Here is a 24,108-nt window from a genome sequence, read left to right as displayed (position 1 = left end):
GCTTGAGCGCCGGCATGGAAGTATTTGAGCAATGTGTGAACAAAATCACCTTATGTGGTGGTTACAGCACGCCCTGTGCCAGCATGGCGTCGGCAACCTTGACGAATCCAGCGATATTGGCCCCCTGTACGTAGTGAGTTTGCTTGCCCTCACCGCCGTGCTCCACACAGGCGTGATGGATATCCGCCATGATATGTTGTAAACGTACATCCACTTTTTCCGCTCGCCAGCCGATGCGCGCGGCATTCTGCGCCATCTCCAGCCCGGAGGTGGCCACCCCGCCGGCGTTGGCGGCTTTACCCGGCGCGAATAGCACCCCGGCATCCAGGAATGCATCGGTCGCCTGAATGGTGGTCGGCATATTGGCACCCTCGGCCACGGCTTTGACCCCGTTGCGGATCAGCGTTTGTGCCGCTTCCAAATCCAGCTCGTTTTGGGTCGCGCACGGCAGGGCGATATCTACCGGGACGTTCCAGGGCTGCTGCCCGGCCAGATAGGTCAGGCCGCGTTCCCGGGCATAGTCTTCTACCCGGCCATAACGCTGGTTCTTGATCTCTGCCAAATGGGCCAGCTTTTCGGTGGTGAACCCGGCCTCATCGACCAGCGTACCGCCGGAGTCAGAGACGGTAATCACCCGCGCGTCCAGTTCCAGCGCCTTCTCAATGGTGTACTGCGCCACGTTGCCTGACCCGGAGACCGCCACTCGCATGCCTTCAAAACCCAATCCGTGACGTTGCAGCATGGCATCGGTGAAGTACACCAGGCCGTAGCCGGTGGCTTCCGGACGGATCAGGCTGCCGCCGAATGACAGACCCTTGCCGGTAAACACGCAGGCGGTGTTGTTGGACAGCTTCTTCATCATGCCGCTCATAAAGCCGACCTCACGGCCACCAACGCCGATATCCCCGGCAGGTACGTCGGTGTCTGGCCCCAGATGACGGTACAGTTCGGTCATCAGTGCCTGACAGAAACGCATGATTTCCGCCTGGCTTTTGCCTTTTGGATCAAAGTCCGAACCGCCCTTGCCGCCGCCCATTGGCAGCGTAGTCAGCGCATTTTTGAAGGTCTGCTCGAAGCCGAGGAATTTTAAAATCGACAAATTGACCGATGGATGAAAACGCATGCCGCCTTTATAAGGCCCAATCGCCGAGCTGAACTGCACGCGCCAGGCGCGGTTGACCTGCACCTGGCCGCGATCGTCCACCCAACTGACACGGAATTGGATGGTGCGTTCCGGTTCTACCAGGCGTTCCAGCAGGGCGTATTCGCGATAGCGCGGGTTACGCTCGATAAACGGCCACAGCGATGAGAAAACTTCTCTTACCGCCTGCAAGAATTCAGGTTGATGAGGATTTTGCTGTTGTAGTGAGGACAAAAATGATTCTACCGATTCCATGGATAACTCCTTGTAGCATTGAATTTCCCCCACCATTTTTATAGCTATAGGTTTAGGTAAAGCGTGGGGAATGATGTTGTGTCTTTAGCGACTATATCACCGGAGGGCGGTTGATTATCAAGCGATTAATGAGGGCGGCAGAATGAAAAACGCCCGCAGCAGCGGGCGTTGGGGTATTTAGTTGGTGGGTGCTTACTTAGTCTTCAGCTTTTTCATCTTCGTCGCGCAGTGGCACGATCAGCATGTCGATGTGCACGGTGTTGATCAGCTGACGCGCGGAGGACATCAACTTGCTCCAGAAATCCTGGTGGTGGCCGCACAGGACCAGGTCCATATCGTATTTCTTGATCGCGTCGACCAACACCTGCGCCAAATCGCCGCTGCCACTCAGGGTTTCGGTAATCGGATAGCCGGCATTTTGTGACAGCTCGGTCAGGGCATGGTGGGTTTCTTCCGAGATACGTTTTTGCATATCGCCGAGATTAACGTCGATCAGGCCGGTATACAGGTCGGAATAGTTAACATCTACGTGGATCAGGGAAACTTTGGCGTTGTACGGACGCGCCATAGATACGGCTTTTTCCACCAGGATTTTGCTTTCCGGGGACAGGTCTACCGCGATCAAAATGTGTTTGTAAGCCATGAGAATACTCCTTCCATATAATGCCGATTAAAAGGTTAGCAGGCATTCAGCGTACCAGCCTGGCGCTTTAGGTTTCATTTTATCATTCAGTTAACGCAATGATATGTTGAGGCGATCACACTGCATCGCATCAAAAAATCTCTTTATTTCAACCCGGTCAGTTTTACACCCGCCAGATGGAAAATCCTATCGCTCGTGGTGCTATTGGCGTGTTGACCGCTTGAAATATAAGCATTCTTAAACAGAGTATAGTCCCAAATGCCCCATCGGGCAGGAGAAAAGGCCCGGCGAGCCATTCAGCGCGGTAATCAGTTATAACCAATGGGTAGCTGACAAATCGGTGGGGTGCGGTAAATTTTATCTACTGCTCAGGCCAGTTTGCGTTTCATTAACCTACAATAATGAATATGGGCCTTATCATTACTCCACTGAGTGAAACCCTGCGTTGAGTCTTTGCGTGGCAAGGGTTCGCTTTCAGTGGCGGTGGGTTATGCGCGGCCTGTGCGGTGCCAAGGGGATCGGAGCGGTAGGCTCCAGCAGTAATGGGTATAGAGGTAGGGCAGTTGGACCCGGCGGAGCGCCGTGGATAACAACGCCTTGAGGAGGCAATCATGATCAGTACCGTCGCGCTGTTTTGGGCTCTGTGTGTGGTGTGTGTGTTAAACATGGTGCGGTATTACTCTTCTCTGCGCGCGCTGTTGGTGGTTTTGCGCGGCTGTGACCCGCTGCTGTACCAATATGTTGACGGTGGGGGCTTCTTTACCGCCCACGGCCAGCCGAGCAAGCAGATACGGCTGGTGCGCTATATCTTCTCGCAACGCTATATCGAGCATCACGATCCTGAGTTTATCCGCCGCTGCGAACGGGTACGCGGGCAGTTTATGCTGACTTCCGCCCTGTGCGGGCTGGTGGTTATCAGCCTGCTGGCGTTGATGATCTGGTATTAACCCCGGCTTGTTTGCCCTGCAACAGATAAAGAAAAGGCGGCCACCTGGGCCGCCTTTCATATGGAGCAAACTGCTTAGATCACCTTAAGCGCCAACCAGTACAGCGAACCGGAAAGCAGAATCGAAATCGGCAGGGTCAACAACCAGGCCAACAGGATATTCTTCACGGTTTTGCTTTGTACGCCGCCGCCGTCCACGATCATGGTCCCGGCTACTGCCGAAGAAAGTACGTGGGTGGTGGAAACCGGCATACCGGTATAACTGGCGACACCAATCGACAAGGCTGCGGTCATCTGAGCCGACACGCCCTGAGCGTAGGTCATGCCCTTCTTACCGATTTTCTCGCCAATGGTGGTGGCAACGCGCTGCCAGCCGACCATGGTACCGAGTGACAACGCCAGAGCGACCGCGACGATAATCCAAATCGGTGCATACTCAACGGTTTGCAGCAGATCCTGACGCAGGTTTTTCAGGAAACGTTGGTCCTGGCTCGAGGTTTCCGGCAGCTTGGCAATCTTGTCTGCGGTATCCGTCACACACATCAGCAGGCGGCGCAGGTGGCTGCGCTGATCTACCGAGAGTTGATCGTAACTTTGCAGATTGTTCAGCAAGCCAGAGGCGAGCTGAATGGCCGGCATGGCGCGGGCACTGTCACAGTGGAACTCGACGGGTTTATCCGGCGATACGTCCTCATCCGGGCTTGGCACCAACGGAGTGAGAGCGACCACGTGCGACAGGGCATCGCTGTGCTGCTCGTAATATTGCTGCAGGTGGGCCACGGCATCACGCGTACGGGTGATGTCATAACCGGTTGCATTCATATTGAGCACGAAGCCGGCCGGCGCAACGCCGATCAGCACCAGCATAATCAAGCCGATACCTTTCTGGCCGTCGTTGGCGCCGTGCGAGAAGCTAACGCCGATAGCAGACAGGATCAGAGCGATACGGGTCCAGAACGGCGGCTTGCGTTTGCCGTCGACCTTTTCACGTTCAGCAGGAGTCATGTGGATACGCTGGCGTTTCTTGGTGCCACTCCAATAGCGGCGCAAGGCAAACACCATCAACCCGGCGACCATCATGCCAACCAGCGGCGAGATGAGCAATGACAGGAAAATACCAATCATTTTCGGGACGTTAAGCGCATCCACCACCGAAGTGTGGGTCATCAGTGCGTTGGTCAAACCCACACCAATAATTGCGCCAATCAGCGTATGAGAACTGGAGGCCGGCAGACCGAAATACCAGGTGCCGAGGTTCCAGATGATAGCCGCCAGCAGCATGGAAAAGACCATGGCTAATCCGTGTGCTGAACTGACGTTCAACAACAGATCTGTTGGCAACAGGTGAACAATGGCGTAAGCAACACTCAAACCACCGAGCATCACGCCAAGAAAGTTGAACAAACCAGCCATCACGACCGCAAGTTGCGAGCGCATGGCACGGGTATAAATTACTGTAGCAACCGCATTGGCCGTATCATGAAAACCGTTAATGGCTTCATAAAACAACACGAACAACAATGCGAGAATTAACATCAGGCCGGTATGGAAATCCAGGCCAGCGAACAAATGCAGCATAAGCGTTACGCCAGTTTGTGGACATGAACGCCGCGCATTATCAGTGACAACCGGGGCCGGGGAAAAGGAAAATATGACGTTTTTTTGATTTAGATATGACGAAATGATGGCGATGGCATGACAAATATATGAAATATCAGCGCGTTATGCTGCCTGGTACGCTGTAATATTTTCTTACTATGGCGTTGTCGGCGCCATGGCTTTACAATCTGCCGCCGTAAAGTTGCCGGTTACCGGCGGCGATTCGGCGTAATATGGCGGCCTTTTGTCGCGATTGTGGTTTTTATAGAGAGGCGCAGGTGGAACAGTTTGATGTCGTGGTGATAGGTGCGGGCGCAGCGGGTATGTTTTGCGCGGCGCAGGCAGGGCAACTCGGTCGCCGGGTACTGCTGCTCGACAACGGCAAAAAACCGGGCCGAAAAATCCTGATGTCTGGCGGCGGCCGCTGTAACTTTACCAACATGTACACCGAACCGGCCGCTTACCTGTCGAATAACCCGCATTTTTGTAAGTCGGCACTGGCGCGTTATACCCAGTGGGATTTTATCGATCTGATCAACCGCTATGGCATTGCCTACCACGAGAAAACGCTGGGGCAACTGTTCTGCGACGACTCGGCGCAGCAGGTGGTCGAACTGCTGGTCAAAGAGTGTGAACTGGGCCAGGTGACGACACGCCTGCGCAGCGAAGTGCTGGCGGTGGAAAAAACGGACGAAGGGTTTGAGCTGGCGCTGAATGGCGAGAAAGTAAGCGCTCGCTCACTTGTAGTGGCCAGCGGCGGTCTGTCGATGCCGGGGCTGGGTGCGACGCCGTTTGGCTATAAGCTGGCGGAGCAGTTTGGCCTGAAAGTATTGCCGACGCGCGCCGCGCTGGTGCCCTTCACGCTGCATAAACCGCTGCTGGAACACCTGCAAACCCTGTCTGGCGTCTCTGTGCCGGCGGTGATCACCGCCGAAAACGGCGTCAGTTTCCGCGAAAGCCTGCTTTTCACCCACCGTGGTCTGTCCGGCCCAGCGGTATTGCAACTTTCCAGCTACTGGCAACCCGGTGAGTTTGTAAGCGTTAACTTACTTCCTGCGCTTGACCTGGCGGGCTTCCTCAACGAACAACGCCAGGCACACCCGAATCAAAGCCTGAAAAACACCCTGGCATTACACTTGCCGAAACGTTTGGTGGAGTGTTTGCAGACGTTAGGGCAATTACCGGAAGTCACGCTGAAGCAACTGAACCCAACGCAGCAGGCTGCGTTGGTCGAAACATTGCAAAATTGGCGCGTGCAGCCGAACGGTACCGAAGGCTACCGCACGGCGGAAGTGACGCTCGGTGGTGTAGACACCAAAGAGCTGTCTTCCAAGACTATGGAGGCAGCCAGGGTGCCGGGCCTGTACTTTATCGGCGAAGTGGTGGATGTGACAGGGTGGCTGGGGGGCTATAACTTCCAGTGGGCCTGGAGCTCGGCCTGGGCCTGTGCTCAGGCGCTGGCCGTGCAGCCGCAATAAAACCTGTCGAACGCAGTATCGGTTGTCCGATAGAGATACTGATACTACTTGCCAACACTGAAGCGCATAGCCGATGGCGTCTGGCCAAAGTAACGACGAAATTGGGTGCTGAATTGCCCCGGTGAGCTAAAGCCGCACTGCAGGGCAATGGCGGTCAGGGTGAGCGGTGTCTGGGTGACTTGCTGGCGGGCGCGTTCCAGGCGTCGTGATAAGACATATTGGTACGGCGGCAGGCCAAAGTGTTGCCGAAAGGCGCGCGAGAAATGATAAATGCTCAGGTCGGCGATATTCGCCAGAGCTTGCAAGGTAATATTTTCGCCCAAATTGTCTTCTATGTAACTGGCCAGTCGCTCGCATAGCGGCTGGGAAAGAATCTCACGATGTAACTCGGCAGGAACCGCCGCTTGTTGATAACGGGCAGTTTCAGCCAACATTGCCATCATCAATGAAGCGGCATGCAATTCACTGTCGCTTTGCTGTAGGCCAAGACACAGTTGTTTAAGCAGCGGATTTCTCAGGTTTGCCCCAGGTTCAATAATCATGCCCGCCTTTCCCCCCGGCATTGACTCAATCAGCTGCGGTGAAATCGAGATGGCGGTATAGCTTAATGTGCCCTCGGCATAGCTCATGGCGTCAAAATCGCACCCTGATGGAATGATATCGGCGACCTGGCCGATAACACGTTTGGCTGGCGTGCGCTTTTGATCGAACCAGACATCGCCGTTGATGGTGGCACTGCCATCCTCAGAATGATAACCATCATAGATGATTAGAGTATGGGCTGGACGAACCAGACGGGCCTGGTGGGGACCGCTGACGCGTATGCGATCGACCCGGCCATAATCCCAGCAACGTGAGGAACGCTGTAATTCTTTTTCATCGGTATAAACTAATCCGTCAGTTTCCATCGCTAGTCCTCATTTCTCAATGAAAGTAAATTCCATGCTATTTATTTTATTAACTAATGATTCCTGTTGAGCTGATATTTCTCAATAAAAAAACTGTTAGTTTTAATTTCTTGCTTTTCAGCATGGACAGTTTCTTGGTTTATATAGATTACATGGTGTAATTTCATCTTTAACCAGCAGTATGTTTACAGCGTTTTTTTTAAACTATAGCTTTGCTGCTGTGGAAGTGGTCCTATTTGTCGGAGTTTTCTTGTGGCGCAGGATAATGCCCAGGGGGCTTGACCTAACTCAGTTCTCAATGATAGAGGAAATGAATTATGCATCATGACGATTTAAAGCATGCCGGCGAATTAATGAAAAAAATGTTGGATAACTTCGCCAATGATCCAGAAAAAATCATCGATCTGTTTGCTGAGGACGCTGTGGTTGAGTTTCCTTTCGCTCCGGGTGAAGCCTACGGATTCCCGAAAAAAATTGTCGGCAAAGCGGCTATTCTTAAGTATGCACAAACCTTGAAGTTGTCGCTGCGTGACTACAAAATCAATCCTCTGAATGAGTGGGGCCGTTACTCATTGAGCCATTCAAAAATGTATCTTTTTGAATATAAAGGGGATGCCTTCACCGTACCGGCGAATAAACCTTATCATCAGGATATACATGCATTTGTAGAAATCTCACACGGTAAAATCACTCTCTTCCGTGAGTATTGGGATGCATTTTATGCATTGATGGTATTTGGCGCCATCGAAGTAAAGACAGCCTGATACTGTATCAGAGTAACATTTTGCGCGTTATCTCTGGAATGACGCGCAATTTTAACTTATCCCCTCCAGACTGATCTATCCCCGGTGTCCTTTTTTATTAGCTATCGCAATATTTGTGTAGAATAGCAATAATCATAAAGCATAACATAAATATCTTCTTTTAAACCCCAATAATCTCTCCCGCTGTTAACAATAAAAACCAAAAATAACATCCCCGAAAACAGGCACGGATAATCAAAGTTAGGACTACCTAATTAGGGTTAAATGTCGCCAGGAATAATTAAATTAAGAAGACATATTATGTTTAAGAAATTATTTGTACCTGGCCAAATTGGTAGTCTCAGGTTAGCGAACAGAATGATCGTCACCTCTATTTCGACCCTGACGGCCACGGATGAAGGTTATGCCACCGAGCAGCTTATGGCCTATTTAGAACGAAAAGCTCAGGGCGGGTGGGCGATGATCATTACGGAGTATTACGCCATAGCGCCACATGTCGGCTATTTTCCGCGCGCTTTGGGGATTTGGAATGACAATTTGATAAAAAATCATACTGAATTGACCGGGCGAGTACACCATGCCGGAGCAAAAATTGCCGCACAAATATCCCACGCGGGCAGAGAAATTTATCCTGGCCACCCCAGAGAAAATGCCGTCAGCTCCTCAGCGTTGAAAGATGTGTACGGTGAGTTTAAACCCCGAGAGATGACCATTGCGGAAATCAAGAAAATCGTTTCTCAATTCGGTGATACGGCAAGAAATCTTAAAAAGGCCCATTTTGATGCGGTAGAAATTTATGCTGCGCATGGTTTCCTTATTTCAAACTTTTTGTCTAAATACACCAATCATCGAACTGATGAGTATGGCGGCAGTTTGCGCGATCGCATGCGCTTTCTGGAAGAGATTGTTAAGGATGTCAGAAGTAAGGTCGGCGATGATTTTCCGCTATTGGTCAGGTTATCCACCAAAGAGTTCGTGCCCGGCGGCCTCTCGCTCGCAGAAACCCGGGTGATCGTCAAAAGGATGGAGGAGCTCGGTATAGATGCCATTAATTGCTCTCAGGGCATTGTGACCGTTTCAAACAATATTGTTGAACCCTTCCAGGTGGGTAATGCCCCCTTCGTTGATATTGCCGAAGAAATTAAAAAAATAGTCAGCATTCCCGTGATAACCACCGGCCGTATTAATGACGCCGACTTGGCTGAAACCACCCTATTATCGGGGAAGAGCGATTTTGTCGGCATGGCGCGAGCCTCTCTGGCCGATCCTGACCTGCCCAATAAAGTGTTGGCAGGGCGTTGGGACGAAATTCGGCATTGCATCGGCTGTAATCAGGGTTGCATTGGTAACAATGTGCGCGGCGAAATCTGCCGTTGCATGGTCAATCCGGAAATCAATCGTGAGTATCAGTTGGATCTGACTGAGGCTGCCGATAAGAAAAACATTGTGATTATTGGCGGAGGCATTGCCGGTTGTGAGGCGGCTATTACGGCGGCGCGCAAGGGGCATCATGTCACGCTGCATGAAAAATCAAACCGGTTGGGGGGAACCTGGTTAATTGCCAGCTTGCCTTTATCCAAGGGGGAACTGGTTTCCCTGGTTAAATGGCAAATCAGTGAAATGAAACGCCTGAATATAAACATAAATGTTAACTCAACCCCGACGGTGGAAGAGGTTGTGGCGTCGTCCCCGGACAAGGTGATTATTGCTACCGGTAGCCAACCCATTTTACCGCCTATTAGTGGGATTAAGAGCCGGATTGTTGCGCAGGCCAATCAGATATTAACGCAGGACGCTCCGTTCGGAGAGAATGTCGTGGTGATCGGTGGGGGGTCTGTAGGGGTAGAAACAGCCGAGTACATGGCCTTTTGCGGCAGCGCTGTCACCATTGTGGAAATGCGCAATGAGATCCTGCCAGGCCTGGAGCGAGAAACAAAAATCGGCCTTAAAGAGGCGATCCGCCACTACCGTATGGATGTTATCAAATCGGCAAAAGTTGTCGGTATTGGTGAGGATTACGTCGCCATTGAGAAAAATGGCAAACAGATCACGCTGGATGATATTGATACTGTCGTGGTGGCTGCCGGTTCGCGCTCTGTCAACCTGCTGGAAGCCCCCCTGCAACAAGCAGGGATTGCAACAGAGGTTATTGGTGACGCCAAACAGGTGCGCAATGGCCTGGCGGCCATGCACGAAGGTTATCTTGCCGGGTACGGGGCTTAAGGCTTTTTCTGTAGCCAGCAGGCATTAAGCAAACAATCCGGCGGAACATAACTAGTGGAAAGCCGGTTGCAGTGTCGCTACCAAAAAATCCATCAGGCTGCGCAGCGCCAGTGATTTATGGCGCTGGTGCGGGTAGACCATAATAAAGGGCCGTGTGGCGCCGCCATATTCTGTCAGGATCTCCACCAGTTCGCCGCTAGCCAGTTGGTCTGCTACGGTAAAGCGATAGGTCTGAAACACCCCCATGCCATGTTTTGCCAGCGTTAATCCGCCCAAAAAATCCCCATTGCAGCTTGCATTGCCACGTGTGGCGACATCAATGAACTTGTTGTCGTGTTTAAGAGTCCAGGGGGCGTTTTTACCGGTGCTCGGCAGTTCAAACTGAATGCAGTTATGTTGTGCCAGATCTTCCGGTTGAGTGGGTTCACCGGCCTGCGCCAAATAAGCGGGTGCGGCGACCACCACCAGCTCGGCATCCTCCAGCTTGCGGGCGATCAGGTTTGAATCTGCGGGATGGTAGCCACGAATTGCCAGGTCATGTGTGCCGTCAGTGAGGTCAACATTGTAGTTGTTGAGGTTCAACGCCAATTGGATTTTAGGATAGCGTTGGCTAAAGGCGGCCAATACTGGTAACAGACGAAAGTGGGCATAGGGGGTAGGTATACTGATGCGCAGTAACCCGGCTGGCTCCAGTTGCTGGCCTTGTATCTGCCGCTCCGCATTGTCGATTAAGGCTATTGCTTCCCGGCATTGCTCGGCATAGCTCTTACCCGCATCCGTCAGGTGAATATGGCGAGTGGAACGGACAAATAGCCTGACACCTAAACGATCTTCCAGCCGCGCTATCGAGCGGCTAACGGCTGCCGGCGTAATGCCAGATGCCACCGCCGCGGCTGAAAAACTGCCTACCTCTGCGACCAGACAAAATAGCTCCAGCGTGCCCAATTGAAGATCGTCAAATTTTCTCTGCAATTTGTTCCTCCATGTAATAAGCCCTGTGTTTGTCACCTTATTTATCATTGTGCAGGGGGGAAGTACAGTAGCTTTCTCACGAGCAGCACTGGATATATAAGGAGATAACTGATGACTATTTTGGGTTATGAAACTGGCGAGATCCTTGCCAAAGCAGCAATGACATCCGATTTTGAATTAGTGGGTGATATTCCGAATCAGGTGCTGGTTGACCAAATGGAAATAGAACGACGCAGCATGGATATTCGTCCTGGCATGAACCGTAAATATTCACCGTTGGGTTTTCATGCGGCTACGGGCACGCAAATTAACGGTGGTCGCTATTTATTTGATACCTGGGAAAATGTTAGCGATTATTCACGTTTTACCGGCGAAGAGCTGGAGTTTGAGCCAGGGGTTAAATTCTGGGATCGCGAAATTTTTGGCCCGGTGGATCGCCACATTTGGAAGGTGATCGGCGCCCACGACTTTACCCCGCTGGCGACCACTCACCATGTGAACCGCTTTGAGCGCTGGACATTCAATGGCGATAACCCAGAGCAGTTGCTGACTCGCATCTGGCCAACCGTACGCAAGCAGGCCGAAAAGCTGGGGCTGGCGGCGGTGTGGTTAATGTACCAGCCGGATGAGAAACAAGTCGCGATCCTGAGCGTGGCCAGTAAGGTTGATGGTGGCGAGCCGAATGAAGTTGCAACCCGCTCTATCGATCGTTTGGCGCTAATGCCGTCGGCCGAGCCGCTACTGCCGATAGATCTTAACGTGCAGAAAGTGTTTGATCGCACCACGCCGATCCTGACGATGTGGTTACCCCTGTCGCGGCATTTGCATGGCGAGCCTTCGTGTTACCCAATGTCACCGCCTTTCTGTCAACCGCAGGTTGCACCGCAGCGCGTATAACAGTTTTTTATCAATGGAATATATCGGGCCGCTTATTTGTGGGCGGTTTGTTATTTCAATTTTAAAGGTTTAAGCGATCCTGTTTACCCCCAGCAAGGTAACCCTGGTTTTGCTCTATTAAATAAGTAAGGAAATAATATGTTCACTAAAAAAACCGTATTGATCACCGGTGCATCCTCAGGGTTGGGGAAAGCGATGGCCGAGCACTTTTTGGCCAAGGGCGCTAATATTGTTATTAACGGACTGACGGCGTCTAAATTAGATAAATTTCTCGCAGAGCACCTTGCCGATAAAGATCGCATTGCATTGGTTGCCGGTGATATCGGCCTGAAAGCCACCAGTGAGAATATGGCACGGGTGGCCATGGAGAGATTCGGCAGCATGGACGTGCTGATCAATAACGCCGGTATCTTTGTGCCCAAGCCATTCCTCGATGAGACCGAAGAGAATTTGGACCGCTATTACGCCAGTGGCGTAAAAGGCACGTTCTTCGCGTCGCAGGCGGTCATCCCCACCATGATTAAGCAGGGTGGCGGTTCTATTATCAATATCGGCTCCATGTGGGTAGAACACCCGCTGGAAGCGACGCCAAGCTCCGCTTCGCAGGTAGCAAAAGGCGGCATGCATACCCTGACCCGTCATTTGGCAATCGAATTTGCCAAAGACAATATCCGGGTTAACACCATCGCACCGGGCGTGATCGAAACCCCGCTGTACGACGACCTGATGGATAAAGAGGCGTTCCGCGTACTAGCGAACCTGCACCCACTACGTAAACTGGGCAAAATGTCCGACATTATCGCCTGGGCGGATATGCTGGCCGGCGAAGGCAGCCGCTTTGTGACCGGGCAAACCCTGTTTATCGACGGTGGCATCACCGCAGGTAACCATGTGATTTGAGTGCGCTGATTTTTCAGAAGCAAAATAACCATTGCGGCCACTGTCTACACTGACAATGGCCACATCGGTATCTACCTGGCGGTACGGTCGATAATATTCAAACGTTCTTTTTGAAAGCCGCCCCGGCTAAAAACATACTCACCGCATTGTCGACCATTTCTCTGATGCGCGGCAGACTGACCGGTTGCAATTCACGCTGGAACACCCGCATGTCAATCTCTGCCGTGAGCAGTGACAGGAACTGTGTCGCCTTGAGGTGAGGGTCGGCCAGCCGGAGCTCCTGACGATCCATGGCGGCTGACATCAACACCGACAGTTTTTCTACGCTTTCGCGTGGCCCCGCCTCATAGAACAGCGTACCAATGTCTGAATGCCCGGACTCGGCAACCACCATGCGATACACCGCCATCGCGCTGTTATCGTTGGTTAGTATCAACAGCATTTGTTCGCCGAAACGCGTCAGCGTTTGTTCCAGCGTTTCCTTAGCCTGTTTTTCATTGTTCAACGCAGCGGCGGCTTCTGACAGATGCTGGGTGGCGTGTTGACGAACCACGGCGGTGAATAACTCTTCCTTGGCGGGAAAATAGCCATAAAGTGTCGCTTTTGATCCGCCGACGCGCTTCGCCAGTTCGTTCATCGACGCGCGTTCATAGCCCATCTCCTGAAATAACTTTGCTGCCTCTTCCACAATGGCATCGCGGCGCTGGTTGGTCCGTACTTTCATCATCTCTCCTGTCAGAAAACCGGAAAATCGCGCAAGAAAAGACATCTTCTTGACAAGCGAAGAATATCAATGCAAAACTCAACTGTACAGTTTTGTTTTGGCGGTTATGTGTACGCATCCATCGGTGGAATGCGCCAGCTGCAACTCTGTACAGACCCTTTTGGTCGCATATTCGGGCGTACGCAGCGGGCAAATACCGTCGCTGAAACAGCACGTTCTGACCGATATTGATGGCGTTATCTTCTACAGGATCACCTAAATGTTCTCATACCTCAAGGTTTCTCGCCCGGCCATGCTGACACTGGCCATTGCATTGGTGGGGTGCGCCGGGACCCCACCGGCACGCTACGCCAATATTGACTCGTCAGCGCAATTAAAACCTAGCACCGACGATCAATCTGACCGTATTCCTTACCGTTACTCCAGCCCGGTGGATTGGAAAAAATACTCCAGCATCATCATTGAGCCGGTGACCGTTTACCAGGGGGCGGATAACCAGTTTGGCGATGTTTCGCCGGAGGACCGCAAAGCGCTGGCCGACTATATGCACAGCAAGTTCAGTGAAGCGTTGCGTCCACGGTTTCGTGAGGTGAGTGCCCCGGCCCCTGACGCCATCCGCTTGAAATTGACGCTGACCGGGGCAGACACCACCACGCCCGTTGTCGGTACCTTCACCAAATTTGACCTGGCGGGCGGGCCTTACAACATCGTGCAGTCCATTCGTGGCAAGGAAGGGATGCTCAACGGCTCGGTAAATTATGCCGTCGAAATTTATGACGCTTCAAACCAGCGCCTGCTCAACGCCTACATAGCGAAACAATACCCGAACGCCATGAATGTCGGGGCGAGTATTGGGTCATTGAGCGCCGCCGAGGTAGGGATCGATAAAGCCGCCGACGAGTTGGCCGAGATCTTGAAATAAAGGCCGCAGGGCTTAAGAAAAATCAGTCAGCACCCAGGGGAAAACAGGCGGGCAGTTGTCGCCTGATAATAAAACAAGCCGATAGCCGACATTAAGGACGGTTATCGGTTTTCACGCCTTACCACGAGTCTTGCTTCCATTAACGTGATGAAAACTTTACCGCATTGGGTGGTTTGTCGGCACTGCGACAGTCTTTATCGTTACCGTCCACTGATGGCGGGAAATGAGGCGCGCTGCACGCGTTGCCGCAGCATCCTTTATCGGGCCAGGCGGGTTAACACCGAGCGAATGTTGGCACTGACGCTGACCGCCGGCCTCGCTTTTATGGTGGCCAATGTCTTCCCGGTGATCGGCGTCAGTTTCCACGCGGTGCAGAATGCCGTCACTGTTTGGCAGGCGGCCGTCGCCCTGGGTAATGGTGCCATGTTGCCGTTGGCGATATGCATGGTGTTTTTATTGATAGTGGCCCCCTTACTGCAGATTACGCTGTTCGGATGGGTGGTGATGTTTGCCTGTCTGGGCCGTTGCGCTCCGGGTTTTATCGTTGCTATCAGGCTACTGAAATGGCTACGCCCCTGGAGCATGGTCGAAGTTGGTATGTTGGGTTTTCTGGTTGCGGCAATCAAACTGTCCGGCTTTCTGCAGGTTGTTCCCGGCCCCGGTTGTTGGGCGATGGCGGTATTAATGTTGCTGCTTGTCATCATCGGCAGCCAGGATCTTCAGCCCCTGTGGCGGCTAATGCCGACAACACGTGCCGATCATGAATAGTCCACTCTATGCGCGGCAAAAGAATGTGGTTGGCTGCCTGACTTGCGGATTGGTTTGCCGTGGCCTGTCCCATTGCCCACGTTGCCGAACCCGGTTGCACTATCGGCGACCAAATAGCCTGGTGCAGTCATGGGCTTTGCTGCTTGCCGCCATCATCTTCTATATCCCGGCGAACCTGCTGCCGGTGATGTACACCAGTCTGTTCGGTCACGGCAGTGAAAGCACCATCATGGCCGGGGTGATTGACTTCTGGCGTGGCGGCTCATACGGCATCGCCGCACTGATCTTTGTCGCCAGCGTGGTCATTCCTTGCATGAAGTTTTTGTCACTTGGTCTGCTGCTGATCGCCTCCCGGCGGCAAAGCACCTGGGCGATGCGCGAGAGGGCAAAGTTGTACCGGCTGACCGAAATGATCGGTTACTGGTCAATGCTGGATGTGGTGGTGGTGGCGGCGGTTGCCGCATTAGTGCAATTCCAGGCGCTGAGTCAGGTCGAACCCGGCTATGGCATCCTGTTTTTTGGTCTGGTGGTCATTTTGACCATGCTGTCTGCCATGGCCTATGACCCTCGATTGATTTGGGAAGGTGACAATAATTGAATCCGATGCATCAACAACCCGGTGAGCCGGAGATTGCCGAACGGCGCGGGCTTTCGTTTATTTGGCTGGTGCCGGCGATAGCGTTACTGATCGGCATTTCGATGCTGGTTCATGCCTGGCTCTCTTCCGGGCCGGAGATCACCGTTACCTTTCAGACTGCCAGCGGTCTGGAGGCGGGTAAAACGGCGGTAAAATATAAAGACGTGACGGTGGGCACAGTCAAAGATATCAGGCTGCGTGGTGACGATTCGCAGGTTCTGGTTACTCTCAGCCTCAACAAAAGTGCAGAGGATTTGGCCCGTGCCGACACCCGTTTTTGGGTGGTGCGCCCACGTGTTGGCATCGGCGGGGTTACCGGCATCGATACCCTGTTGTCAGGGGCTTATATCGGCGTGGATAAGGGAAACTCGCCCCATGCCGGCAGCACTTTCACTGGGCTGGAATCCCCTCCGGCAATCATTAACAACATGCCCGGTTCGCGCTTTGTGGTGCAGACCGATGATTTAGGCTCGTTGGATATCGGCTCGCCGGTGTACTACCGACGGGTACAGGTAGGGCGGATTGCCTCTTACCAATTGAACGAGAATGGCAGGAGCGTCAGCCTGCAAATTTTTATTGATGCCCCTTACGATCGCCTAGTCACGCCGAACTCACGTTTCTGGAACGCCAGCGGGCTGGATCTTTCCGTCGGTGCCAACGGTTTCCGGCTCAGAACCCAAACGGTTGCGGCCATTATGGCGGGAGGGATCGCCTTTATGACGCCGGATATCGCGGCTGGGTCTACTGCCGCCAACCCTGCGGGGGAATATGTGTTGGCGAAAGATCAGGAGTCTGCGCTGGCCGCCCCCGATGGGCCACCCATCCTGTTTAAACTGCGTTTTGAACGCTCATTGCACGGCCTGGAAGTGGGCGCGGCGGTTGAGTTTTCCAGCATTAAAATCGGTCGGGTGGTCTCGGTCGATCTGGATTACAGCCCCAAAGGGTACCGCTTCCCTTCGTTAGTCGGTATCGAGGTTTATCCCAACCGGCTGGGTAATGTCCTGAGCAAATTGCCAAAGCCGACCCAGGGGCTGGAGCAGGAGACGGCGATGTTTACCCGCGATCTGGTTGAGCACGGCTTGCGCGCGCAGGCTACGCCGAGCAACCTGCTCACCGGGCAGCTTTATATCTCACTGGACTTTATACCTAACGTGACCAGGGTGCCGTTTGATATTCACGCGCGTCCTCTGATGCTGCCGACCATCAACGGCGGTTTCGATCGGTTGCAGGAGCAGATCGCCAGCATCGTCAGCAAGGTCGATAAAATGCCGCTTGAGTCGATGGCACAGAACCTGAACGCCACGCTGGCCGGGGTGGATAAAACCCTCAAACAGGTCAATGGTCAGACATTACCTGCGGCGAACCAACTCCTCAGGCAGATGAACCAAACGGCCCAGACCGCGCAGGATTTGCTGGCGGAAGACTCACCGTTGTTGCTGACGTTTAGCCAGTCCTTGCAGGAAGCACTGCGCGCCATGCGTGCGGTACGTAACCTGGCTGACCAGCTTGATCGCCACCCCGAGTCGCTGCTGCAAGGGCGCTCAGAGGACCTCCCTTTGCCCAACGAAGGCAGCCATTATTCTTTACAGCCAGGTACGAAAAAATGATCTCATTGCCACGGTTTTGTTTGCTAACGCTGATGGTTTCACTGTCCGCCTGTTCCTCGCCGTCAGTGCGTTATCACACGCTGGTGGCGCCGGTTGCTGAGTTGCCAATACCGGTACAGCTGGCACCCTTTCTGATAGCGGTATTGCCGGTCGGTATCCCGTCACAGATTGATGTGCCACAACTGGTAGTGCGTGAGGGAGTGAGCGGCGCTCGGGTAATGGATAATGAACGTTGGTTAAGTCCACTCGGGGATGAAATTCGTACGGCGCTTTCCGCCGCCTTGATGCAACGTCTCGATACACAGGACGTTGTCGGGTTGGCCAAAACCGAGGAGATCCCGACGATCAGAATACAGCTTCAGGTACGACGTTTTGATACCTGGCCTGGGCGCGCGGTTGAATTTGAAGGGGGTTGGAGCCTGAGCTCGCAGGGTAAACGACTGGTGTGCAGCACCCGTCTGACGCAGGCCAGCGGCCCAGGCTACACCGCCATGTTACAGGCCCAACAACAGATTATCGCCAGCCTGGCGACTCAGATTGCGGCCACTGCGCGGCACTGGTCAGTTGATGACAAGGGCCACTGTATACCCTGAGGGTAGGATAAGTCTGCTAGTCAGACCGACGCTGATATTTCCTTGACGGTTGAATCAAAATAATGCAAAACTAAACCGTACGGTACTGTTATGGTTCGGTGCATTCACCTAAACAGATGTCATTGGAGAGGTTATGAAAAAGCTGGTTTTGCTGGGCTGCGGTATTGCTTCGGTATTTTTACTGAGCGGTTGTTTATCTATCGGTTGGTAAGGGCTTTGGATCAGATGGTGGCCGACAGCATTCCCACGAGAATGCGGGGCCACCGCTTTTAACGTTATTTATCGTTGATACCTGGGGAAAGAATATGAAGAAGATGATGATAGTGGGATGTTGTATCGTCTCGGCATTTTTATTAAGCGGCTGCATTTCTCTTGGCAAGCAGAGCCACCATAATCGTTCGCATTACGATAGTTCGCAATATGAAAAAAATACGACGTCTCAATATGAACGGGGCCGAGGGAGGGATTATCGGAAAAATTGATCATGATGGATATGCCGCTCTTGAGCGGTATTACTTAACCTGATAGTCAACCTCCGTAGGGCGTAATTATGAACGCTGCGCTTCCTGAGTTGAATTCTCTGATCGACATCTTTGCTGAGCGGCCGTTCCAGGCCAACAGTGACGACAATCTTATTCGAGCGGCCAAGGCCGCACAACAGTTACTGCCGTACATGCAGCAGGCCGGCATCGCTGAAACCGAGCTCGGTATTGCCGCGTTTATCGCCAATTTACTGCACTTGCAGCACTATCTGTATCTCAATAATCAAAGCGTATATACGATTGACCAGGTTGTTCAATTGGCATTCCTGCACTTTGACATAGATACGCGGCAACAGTAGATCAAAACCATATTCAATGCTGCCGGGTAGTCTAAGCTGATTTTTTAGGGTTAACATGACTTCAGATTAATGCGGTCACGGCCTTCCCCGGCGGTGGTCGCATGCGTTATATACCTAATGTTTATTATTTACGATTAAGAGGAATCGGTAAGAGAAAAACAAATTTAACAACGCCGATTCCTTGTTTTATCACCACGCGGATGACTCACTATTTAATTATTAAGTATTTATATGTATTTGGATGTGGCGTTCAAAATATGTGATCTCCGTGTTTTTATTTTATTGGTATCGGCTTGCTTTTGAGTGGCGACGGGTTAAAAATAAGTCGAATTACAAAGTGTAGGTCAATTAAACGATACTAATAAAAGGAACAGCTAATGAAAACTATTGATTGTGATTTATTAGACCAGATAGCTGGCGGCCGGGGGAACAATGGCGGTGACCGTGTCGATAATGGTGGGAGAAATAACCAGCGCGGTCGCGGTAATGGGGGCGGTGCACCTAAAACCCAAGTAAATGATGCTGCTGTCATAGGTTTACTTGGTGCAGGGATTTCAGTTACATCCAGACTTGGACCATATGGAATAATTGCTGCGGGAATTATGGCAGGAATCGCAGGAGCAATAGGATACCCCAGCAACAGCCCATATAATAATAATGGCGATAGAGGACGGGGCGCTTTTGGGGGCGATGCCAATCCAAACAGCGTAAATGGCCAGTGCCATTGGTAATTGTAAGTAATGTTCGGGTAGTATTTACCCGAACATTTAATAAAGCAATTCGCAAAGAAGGTTAACATGGTAAGTCGAAAATCCTGGATGCCGTCAGCCGTAGGCGCTTGTACCTTTAATCTATGGATTGTCAATCAATCATCATTGCAGATTGCCCAGTTTTGTGGGGATGTCTTTGATATCATTGTCGCGATTCTTTCTTTTGTCGGGTTTTATACCTTGTCGATGAATGTATTTGCTTTGTACTTTTGGCATAAGGGGGAGGAGTTTAAGTAATAGTTATCAATTACCGTTTCTTTTTAATATAACTCGCAAAAGGAGAGGGGCATGGAAAGCAGAAAATCCTGTAGGCCGTTAGCTGCGGCTGCCAGTTTTTTTAATCTATGGTTAATCAATAAATCATCACTGCAGATTGTCCAGCCTTGTGGGCAGCTGATTGACGTTATCGTCGCAGTTCTTTCTTTTGTAGGGTTTTATACCCTGTGGATGAGTATCTTCGCTTTATACTATTGGTGTAATGATAAAGAGTTTAAATAAAAGCCATTACTTACCCCTCGTTTCAGTCCTGATTTATTACCCGCCGCCAACGCCGGAGGCGATGTTCTGCCTCCGCGCAGCCTGAGTTGAGTGACCAGGGCTTGATTCCTCGTAAACCGGGGATTCAACTGTCAGTTTGTTCGGGCAAGGATACCAACAAGACATCGGTTTTAGCATTGTTAATCAGATGCCTGGATGTCGGCATTAGCCGACTTAAAAAGTTATGTCGATGCCCGCAGATCAGCAGCTCAATATGCTTGTCGAACAGGATTTTCTCGATTTCCCGGTTAAAGTCGCCGACCACCTCCAGCGCTTCAACAATCGGTGACGTGTCATAGCCGCCGTCACTCAGGAATTGCTTTAACAGGCTAACGTCGTCGTTAATCACCCGGGTTTGAAAATTATCCAGGTGGTTTATCACCACGCCGGAATAAAGCTCGCCGACGTCGACGCCAACATGTACCACATACAATTTTGCCTGGGTGGCACTGCTGAGAGAAAGGGCACGGTCCAGCAGTTTCTTGTTGTTGTCTTTTAAATCTAATGCCACCAGTATATTTTTATAAAGCATACGACTCTCCTTTTCTATTATGACTTTCTTGATAATAGAGTCTACGCAGAAGGGTTTTAAATCAAACCTGAATAACCGGTTAGGATAACTACTTTTTTATATTAACGTGGTCGTTGAATTTAATGGTTAACAATGTTTATTATCAATCGTCGAAAGCAAAGTCATCGAGCAGCGTAACATCAAAGGAGGTGATTATCAGTTAATCCTGGGTAGCTGGCGTTAAGTATGCAATTTGTGAATCCAATTTTCTGGTTTTGGGGGGGCGATTATTTCCGGCTTTTGCCCCCTCATTTTTTTAACGTGAAAAGTTAATTATTAACATGATGCCAACAACATACTGACGAGGAATAAAGATGAAAGATGTGCTGGATAAATGCAGTGATAAAGGGTGCTCCATTGATATCGGCTCGGTGCTGGACAACGAGAATTGCACGGTGACCGTCACTAACCGTTTTGATACTTATGAGCAGGCCATGGCGCACTTTGAGGAGATGGAAACCAGTGCCAACAACGTGGCATCTGAAAAGTACCCTTGCCATTTGTCTCATACCGTCAAGATATTAAATAAAAAGTATATTGCCAGAATCGACATGACGTTTTCCTGCCAGGCAGAAGCGATTATCTTTGAGTTGGAGATGCAACATCATATCCACGACTAACCCCTCCCGTTTAATTTTTTAGGTCTGAAATCATGAAAGATATGACAATAGCGATCGTCATTTGTGAGAGAGAGCTGACTCGTTTTATTCAGGGGCGAATTTGCGACATCAATCAGGGGACGGAAACCCCTCGTCTGGCGGTGGCTTTTATCCAGAAATACGGCAGAGGCATGGCTGATGCACTGTCATCGGTCTATGGCACGGCGATAGCGGGTGAAAGCATTATTAAAATAACCGAAGGGAAGTTAAGCCTGATAGATCCTGACTGGAGTGAACATAACAAGGACAGGTTTCGTGCACGGCCAGCCGATCTGAATTTAACCCTTCCTTAAATTATAGATAAAATACCAGGACGGATAATGCAATGGATTATGCTGTTGCTGGCTATCTTATTTGAGGTGATGGGAACCCTTTTTATTAAATACGCGCAGCTCTACCAGTGCGATAAACTTCACCTTATTACATTAATAGCGATATGTATTGCCTATTTTTTCTTTGCCAAAGCAATCAGGACTATTCCTCTGGGTATTGCTTATGCGCTATGGGAAGGCATTGGTATTGTGCTGATCGTTTCTTTGAGTTATCTGCTGTTTCATGAGTCGGTATCGCCCCTCAACAAGCTGTTGGGTTTTTTATTCATTATCTGCGGTATTGCCTGTTTAAAATTCGGGATCGTCAAGCCTGCGGATAAGCGTTAAGCCTTGTGTGTCGACAGCAGGATACTGGTCTCGGTGTTGGCAATACCGGCGATACGCCGGATGCGGCCCAAGATCTTATCGAAACTTTCCAGGCTGTCGGTGCGGATCTCCACCAGAATGTCCCACTTGCCGTTGGTGGTGTGCAGAGTGAAGACCGAAGGTTCGCCGCGCAGTTGCTGCAATACGCTGGGTGCCCTGGTCCCTTCCACCGCCACGCACATCCAGGCACGGATGCGGTTATGTTCCACGCCCGGTTTGATGCGGATGGTATAGCCGGTAATGATCCCCTGTGCTTCCAGCGCCTCAATTCTTTTTTGTACTGTAGCGCGCGAAACCCGCACCTTGTTGGCGATCTCGGTGATGGAGGCACGGGCGTTTTCGCGCAGCAGCGCGAGGATCTGGCGATCGGTGTCATTCATGTTGGCAATGTGTCACTGAGTTGTGGCGATTTGTAAAAATATAGAGCAATTTAGTCATTTTTCACACTGTCTGCTTTCAAGTTGATTATCCATAATGATGCCGTGCCAGCCCCTGGCGAATCCTCAACTCGGCGAGAGATCTTATGCAAACCACCCAATCCGTTTTTATGGTCAGGCCGTCTGGCTTTGCTGCCAATCTGGAAACCCGGCACAGCAATTTTTTCCAGAAGAAGACGGAGGAAAATGAAAATCCCATGGCAGAGGCGTTAATGGCTTTTAACGGCTACGCCGATGCATTACGGCAGGCGGGGGTCGACGTCAGGGTGATTGAAGAGATTAATGGGCAGGAAACGCCGGACGCGTTATTTCCCAATAACTGGATTGCCTTGCTGGAGGACGGCACCTTGTTCACCTTTCCAATGGAAGCGCTGAACCGACGACGGGAACGTCGCCAGGACATTATCGCGCAGCTCGCCAATGACTTTGTGGTTGAACGACGTATCGATCTCTCCGCCCACGAACGGACCGGGCGCTTCCTGGAAGGTACCGGCTCACTGATTTTGGATCACGACCACAAACTGGCTTATGCCTGTCTCTCTTCACGCAGCTCACCGGAAGTCGGGCGCGAGTTTGAACGCCATTCCGGTTATCAGATTGTCTGGTTTGACGCGGTGGACCGTAATAATCAACCGATCTATCACACCAATGTGATGATGAGTGTCGGAGTGCAATACGCCATCATCTGTGTTGAAAGTCTCCGCAATCAGGCGCAAAAAAGCGCGCTGATCGCCACGCTGGAACGCAGCGGAAAAACCATTATTGACGTCAGCTTCGCTCAGATGGAGGCGTTCGCCTGCAACGTACTGGAACTGCGTGCCGAGGACGGCAACCCGGTCTATGCCATGTCGACCCGCGCCTGGGCCAGTTTCACGCCGCAGCAGCAGGCGCTGATTGGCAGTTATGCCCGGCTGGCGTTGGGGCCGATCGATATTATTGAAGATCTTGGCGGTGGCGGCGCACGCTGCATGCTGGCGGAGATCTTCCTGCAAAAGAAACCGCTGTCAGTTTAATCCCATCTGATTTAACAGCATTTTGTTCAACTCGGTGTTTTTGTGCACATTGAGTTTGCGCATCGCCGAACGCTTATGGGCGCTGATGGTCTTCTGGCTGCGCTGCAACATACCGGCGATGGAACAGGCGGACATACCGGTGCTCATCAGTTTCAGCACTTTCTTTTCGCAACTGCTGAGGGCGGCGATGCGACACTGTCGACATTTCCAGATGCCGCTGGCGTGCAGCGCCACCCAGGGTTGTTGGCAAAACTGCTCCAGTGCCATCTGCAATTTGTTGCGGACCATGGTGCAATCATCGCGCAGGTTAATGCTGAACAGCGCCGGATGGGCTTGTGAATAACGGACGTCGCGCTCATCAAGGATCAGCACGTTCATTTGCCGGTGGCGCAGTGTCTGGTGTGGGCTTTGGTAACAACGCGCGCAGCCACAAGCCTCTTCCAGAGTGCGGAACACGATTTCGATCGGCTCCAGGTTATGCAGATCGACCGGATATTTACGGCGGCGGCTGTTAAGGTCTTGCAGATACTCTTCCAGCAGCAGCCGTAACCCTAATAGATAAAAGTTATCGCTGCCCAACAGGGTGAACCGAATATTAAGCATGA

At 51.6% G+C, this 24,108-nt stretch carries 27 protein-coding genes; 18 read left to right on the top strand and 9 right to left on the bottom strand.

Annotated elements, in window-relative coordinates; genetic code table 11:
- Window positions 1-61: 61 nt before the first annotated feature.
- Both gdhA and uspA read right to left on the bottom strand, forming a co-directional pair.
- On the bottom strand, window positions 62-1,396 hold the full coding sequence (gene gdhA, locus E5C26_RS23675) for an NADP-specific glutamate dehydrogenase (protein ID WP_135318437.1): 1,335 nt from the start codon (window positions 1,394-1,396) through the stop codon (window positions 62-64).
- 196 nt (window positions 1,397-1,592) lie between these two features.
- Window positions 1,593-2,039: a universal stress protein UspA gene (gene uspA, locus E5C26_RS23670; protein ID WP_012147365.1), complete on the bottom strand. Its 447-nt coding sequence runs from the start codon at window positions 2,037-2,039 to the stop codon at window positions 1,593-1,595.
- Between the two features lie 611 nt (window positions 2,040-2,650).
- Between uspA and uspB the strand changes: the two genes are divergently transcribed.
- Window positions 2,651-2,986: a universal stress protein UspB gene (gene uspB, locus E5C26_RS23665; protein WP_026142575.1), complete on the top strand. Its 336-nt coding sequence runs from the start codon at window positions 2,651-2,653 to the stop codon at window positions 2,984-2,986.
- Between the two features lie 74 nt (window positions 2,987-3,060).
- Here uspB and pitA read toward each other — a convergent pair whose 3' ends face one another.
- Window positions 3,061-4,563, bottom strand: a complete 1,503-nt coding sequence (pitA, locus tag E5C26_RS23660) for an inorganic phosphate transporter PitA (RefSeq protein WP_115183577.1) — start codon at window positions 4,561-4,563, stop codon at window positions 3,061-3,063.
- A gap of 299 nt (window positions 4,564-4,862) precedes the next feature.
- On the opposite strand from pitA, the gene E5C26_RS23655 reads away from it, so the two are divergent.
- A complete protein-coding gene (locus tag E5C26_RS23655; protein ID WP_135318436.1) occupies window positions 4,863-6,062 on the top strand; it encodes an NAD(P)/FAD-dependent oxidoreductase in 1,200 nt (399 codons plus the stop codon).
- A 44-nt stretch (window positions 6,063-6,106) separates the two neighbouring features.
- Here E5C26_RS23655 and E5C26_RS23650 read toward each other — a convergent pair whose 3' ends face one another.
- Window positions 6,107-6,970, bottom strand: coding sequence for a helix-turn-helix domain-containing protein (locus tag E5C26_RS23650; RefSeq protein ID WP_135318435.1), 864 nt, complete (start codon window positions 6,968-6,970; stop codon window positions 6,107-6,109).
- A gap of 317 nt (window positions 6,971-7,287) precedes the next feature.
- On the opposite strand from E5C26_RS23650, the gene E5C26_RS23645 reads away from it, so the two are divergent.
- Window positions 7,288-7,734, top strand: coding sequence for a nuclear transport factor 2 family protein (locus E5C26_RS23645; RefSeq protein WP_135318434.1), 447 nt, complete (start codon window positions 7,288-7,290; stop codon window positions 7,732-7,734).
- Between the two features lie 300 nt (window positions 7,735-8,034).
- Entirely contained in the window at window positions 8,035-9,957 is a 1,923-nt protein-coding gene (locus E5C26_RS23640; protein ID WP_167796695.1) for an oxidoreductase, read from the top strand.
- Window positions 9,958-10,008: 51 nt separating this feature from the next.
- Here E5C26_RS23640 and E5C26_RS23635 read toward each other — a convergent pair whose 3' ends face one another.
- A complete protein-coding gene (locus E5C26_RS23635) occupies window positions 10,009-10,929 on the bottom strand; it encodes a LysR family transcriptional regulator (RefSeq protein ID WP_167796694.1) in 921 nt (306 codons plus the stop codon).
- Between the two features lie 111 nt (window positions 10,930-11,040).
- Here E5C26_RS23635 and E5C26_RS23630 point away from each other — a divergent pair, with 111 nt between their 5' ends.
- A complete protein-coding gene (locus E5C26_RS23630; protein ID WP_135318431.1) occupies window positions 11,041-11,826 on the top strand; it encodes a hypothetical protein in 786 nt (261 codons plus the stop codon).
- A gap of 138 nt (window positions 11,827-11,964) precedes the next feature.
- The gene (locus E5C26_RS23625) at window positions 11,965-12,726 is read left to right on the top strand and encodes an SDR family NAD(P)-dependent oxidoreductase (RefSeq protein WP_135318430.1); all 762 of its coding nucleotides are present in this window, start codon (window positions 11,965-11,967) and stop codon (window positions 12,724-12,726) included.
- 97 nt (window positions 12,727-12,823) lie between these two features.
- Here the strand turns inward: E5C26_RS23625 and E5C26_RS23620 are convergent, their stop codons facing one another.
- Window positions 12,824-13,450: a TetR/AcrR family transcriptional regulator gene (locus E5C26_RS23620; RefSeq protein ID WP_135318482.1), complete on the bottom strand. Its 627-nt coding sequence runs from the start codon at window positions 13,448-13,450 to the stop codon at window positions 12,824-12,826.
- Between the two features lie 259 nt (window positions 13,451-13,709).
- On the opposite strand from E5C26_RS23620, the gene E5C26_RS23615 reads away from it, so the two are divergent.
- From E5C26_RS23615 to E5C26_RS23575, 8 genes are all read left to right on the top strand, one after another.
- The gene (locus E5C26_RS23615; RefSeq protein ID WP_135318429.1) at window positions 13,710-14,372 is read left to right on the top strand and encodes a DUF3313 domain-containing protein; all 663 of its coding nucleotides are present in this window, start codon (window positions 13,710-13,712) and stop codon (window positions 14,370-14,372) included.
- Between the two features lie 147 nt (window positions 14,373-14,519).
- Entirely contained in the window at window positions 14,520-15,140 is a 621-nt protein-coding gene (locus E5C26_RS23610; RefSeq protein WP_135318428.1) for a paraquat-inducible protein A, read from the top strand.
- Complete coding sequence (locus E5C26_RS23605; RefSeq protein WP_135318427.1) at window positions 15,133-15,738, top strand: paraquat-inducible protein A; 606 nt, start codon at window positions 15,133-15,135, stop codon at window positions 15,736-15,738. Before E5C26_RS23610 ends, E5C26_RS23605 begins: the two co-directional genes overlap by 8 nt.
- 5 nt (window positions 15,739-15,743) lie before the next feature.
- A complete protein-coding gene (locus E5C26_RS23600) occupies window positions 15,744-17,384 on the top strand; it encodes a PqiB family protein (RefSeq protein WP_167796699.1) in 1,641 nt (546 codons plus the stop codon).
- Window positions 17,381-17,977 carry a PqiC family protein gene (locus E5C26_RS23595; RefSeq protein WP_135318425.1) on the top strand — a complete coding sequence of 199 codons (597 nt, stop codon included), beginning with the start codon at window positions 17,381-17,383 and terminating at the stop codon, window positions 17,975-17,977. The genes E5C26_RS23600 and E5C26_RS23595 overlap by 4 nt, the downstream gene beginning before the upstream one ends.
- 550 nt (window positions 17,978-18,527) lie before the next feature.
- Entirely contained in the window at window positions 18,528-18,818 is a 291-nt protein-coding gene (locus tag E5C26_RS23590) for a hypothetical protein (RefSeq protein ID WP_135318424.1), read from the top strand.
- 377 nt (window positions 18,819-19,195) lie between these two features.
- Complete coding sequence (locus E5C26_RS23585; RefSeq protein WP_135318423.1) at window positions 19,196-19,549, top strand: hypothetical protein; 354 nt, start codon at window positions 19,196-19,198, stop codon at window positions 19,547-19,549.
- A gap of 327 nt (window positions 19,550-19,876) precedes the next feature.
- The gene (locus tag E5C26_RS23575) at window positions 19,877-20,086 is read left to right on the top strand and encodes a hypothetical protein (RefSeq protein WP_135318421.1); all 210 of its coding nucleotides are present in this window, start codon (window positions 19,877-19,879) and stop codon (window positions 20,084-20,086) included.
- 124 nt (window positions 20,087-20,210) lie between these two features.
- Here E5C26_RS23575 and E5C26_RS23570 read toward each other — a convergent pair whose 3' ends face one another.
- The gene (locus E5C26_RS23570) at window positions 20,211-20,657 is read right to left on the bottom strand and encodes a universal stress protein (RefSeq protein WP_135318420.1); all 447 of its coding nucleotides are present in this window, start codon (window positions 20,655-20,657) and stop codon (window positions 20,211-20,213) included.
- Between the two features lie 353 nt (window positions 20,658-21,010).
- Here E5C26_RS23570 and E5C26_RS23565 point away from each other — a divergent pair, with 353 nt between their 5' ends.
- Genes E5C26_RS23565 through E5C26_RS23555 form a run of 3 tightly spaced genes read left to right on the top strand, consistent with a single transcriptional unit; the run spans window position 21,011 to window position 22,014 of the window.
- Window positions 21,011-21,316 carry a DUF406 family protein gene (locus tag E5C26_RS23565; RefSeq protein WP_135318419.1) on the top strand — a complete coding sequence of 102 codons (306 nt, stop codon included), beginning with the start codon at window positions 21,011-21,013 and terminating at the stop codon, window positions 21,314-21,316.
- A gap of 32 nt (window positions 21,317-21,348) precedes the next feature.
- Window positions 21,349-21,648: a hypothetical protein gene (locus E5C26_RS23560; RefSeq protein ID WP_135318418.1), complete on the top strand. Its 300-nt coding sequence runs from the start codon at window positions 21,349-21,351 to the stop codon at window positions 21,646-21,648.
- Window positions 21,649-21,675: 27 nt separating this feature from the next.
- Window positions 21,676-22,014: a DMT family transporter gene (locus E5C26_RS23555; RefSeq protein WP_135318417.1), complete on the top strand. Its 339-nt coding sequence runs from the start codon at window positions 21,676-21,678 to the stop codon at window positions 22,012-22,014.
- On the opposite strand, the gene E5C26_RS23550 is transcribed toward E5C26_RS23555, so the two are convergent.
- The gene (locus E5C26_RS23550) at window positions 22,011-22,433 is read right to left on the bottom strand and encodes an Lrp/AsnC family transcriptional regulator (RefSeq protein ID WP_135318416.1); all 423 of its coding nucleotides are present in this window, start codon (window positions 22,431-22,433) and stop codon (window positions 22,011-22,013) included. The genes E5C26_RS23555 and E5C26_RS23550 overlap by 4 nt on opposite strands.
- A gap of 143 nt (window positions 22,434-22,576) precedes the next feature.
- On the opposite strand from E5C26_RS23550, the gene ctlX reads away from it, so the two are divergent.
- Entirely contained in the window at window positions 22,577-23,503 is a 927-nt protein-coding gene (ctlX, locus tag E5C26_RS23545) for a citrulline utilization hydrolase CtlX (protein WP_135318415.1), read from the top strand.
- On the opposite strand, the gene E5C26_RS23540 is transcribed toward ctlX, so the two are convergent.
- Window positions 23,495-24,106, bottom strand: a complete 612-nt coding sequence (locus E5C26_RS23540) for a helix-turn-helix transcriptional regulator (protein WP_135318414.1) — start codon at window positions 24,104-24,106, stop codon at window positions 23,495-23,497. The genes ctlX and E5C26_RS23540 overlap by 9 nt on opposite strands.
- Between the last annotated feature and the right edge of the window lie 2 nt (window positions 24,107-24,108).

Origin of the sequence: Serratia proteamaculans, assembly GCF_004684015.1 — a bacterium.
Lineage (GTDB): Bacteria > Pseudomonadota > Gammaproteobacteria > Enterobacterales > Enterobacteriaceae > Serratia > Serratia proteamaculans_F.
This window is presented reverse-complemented; position numbering and strand designations above follow the sequence as displayed.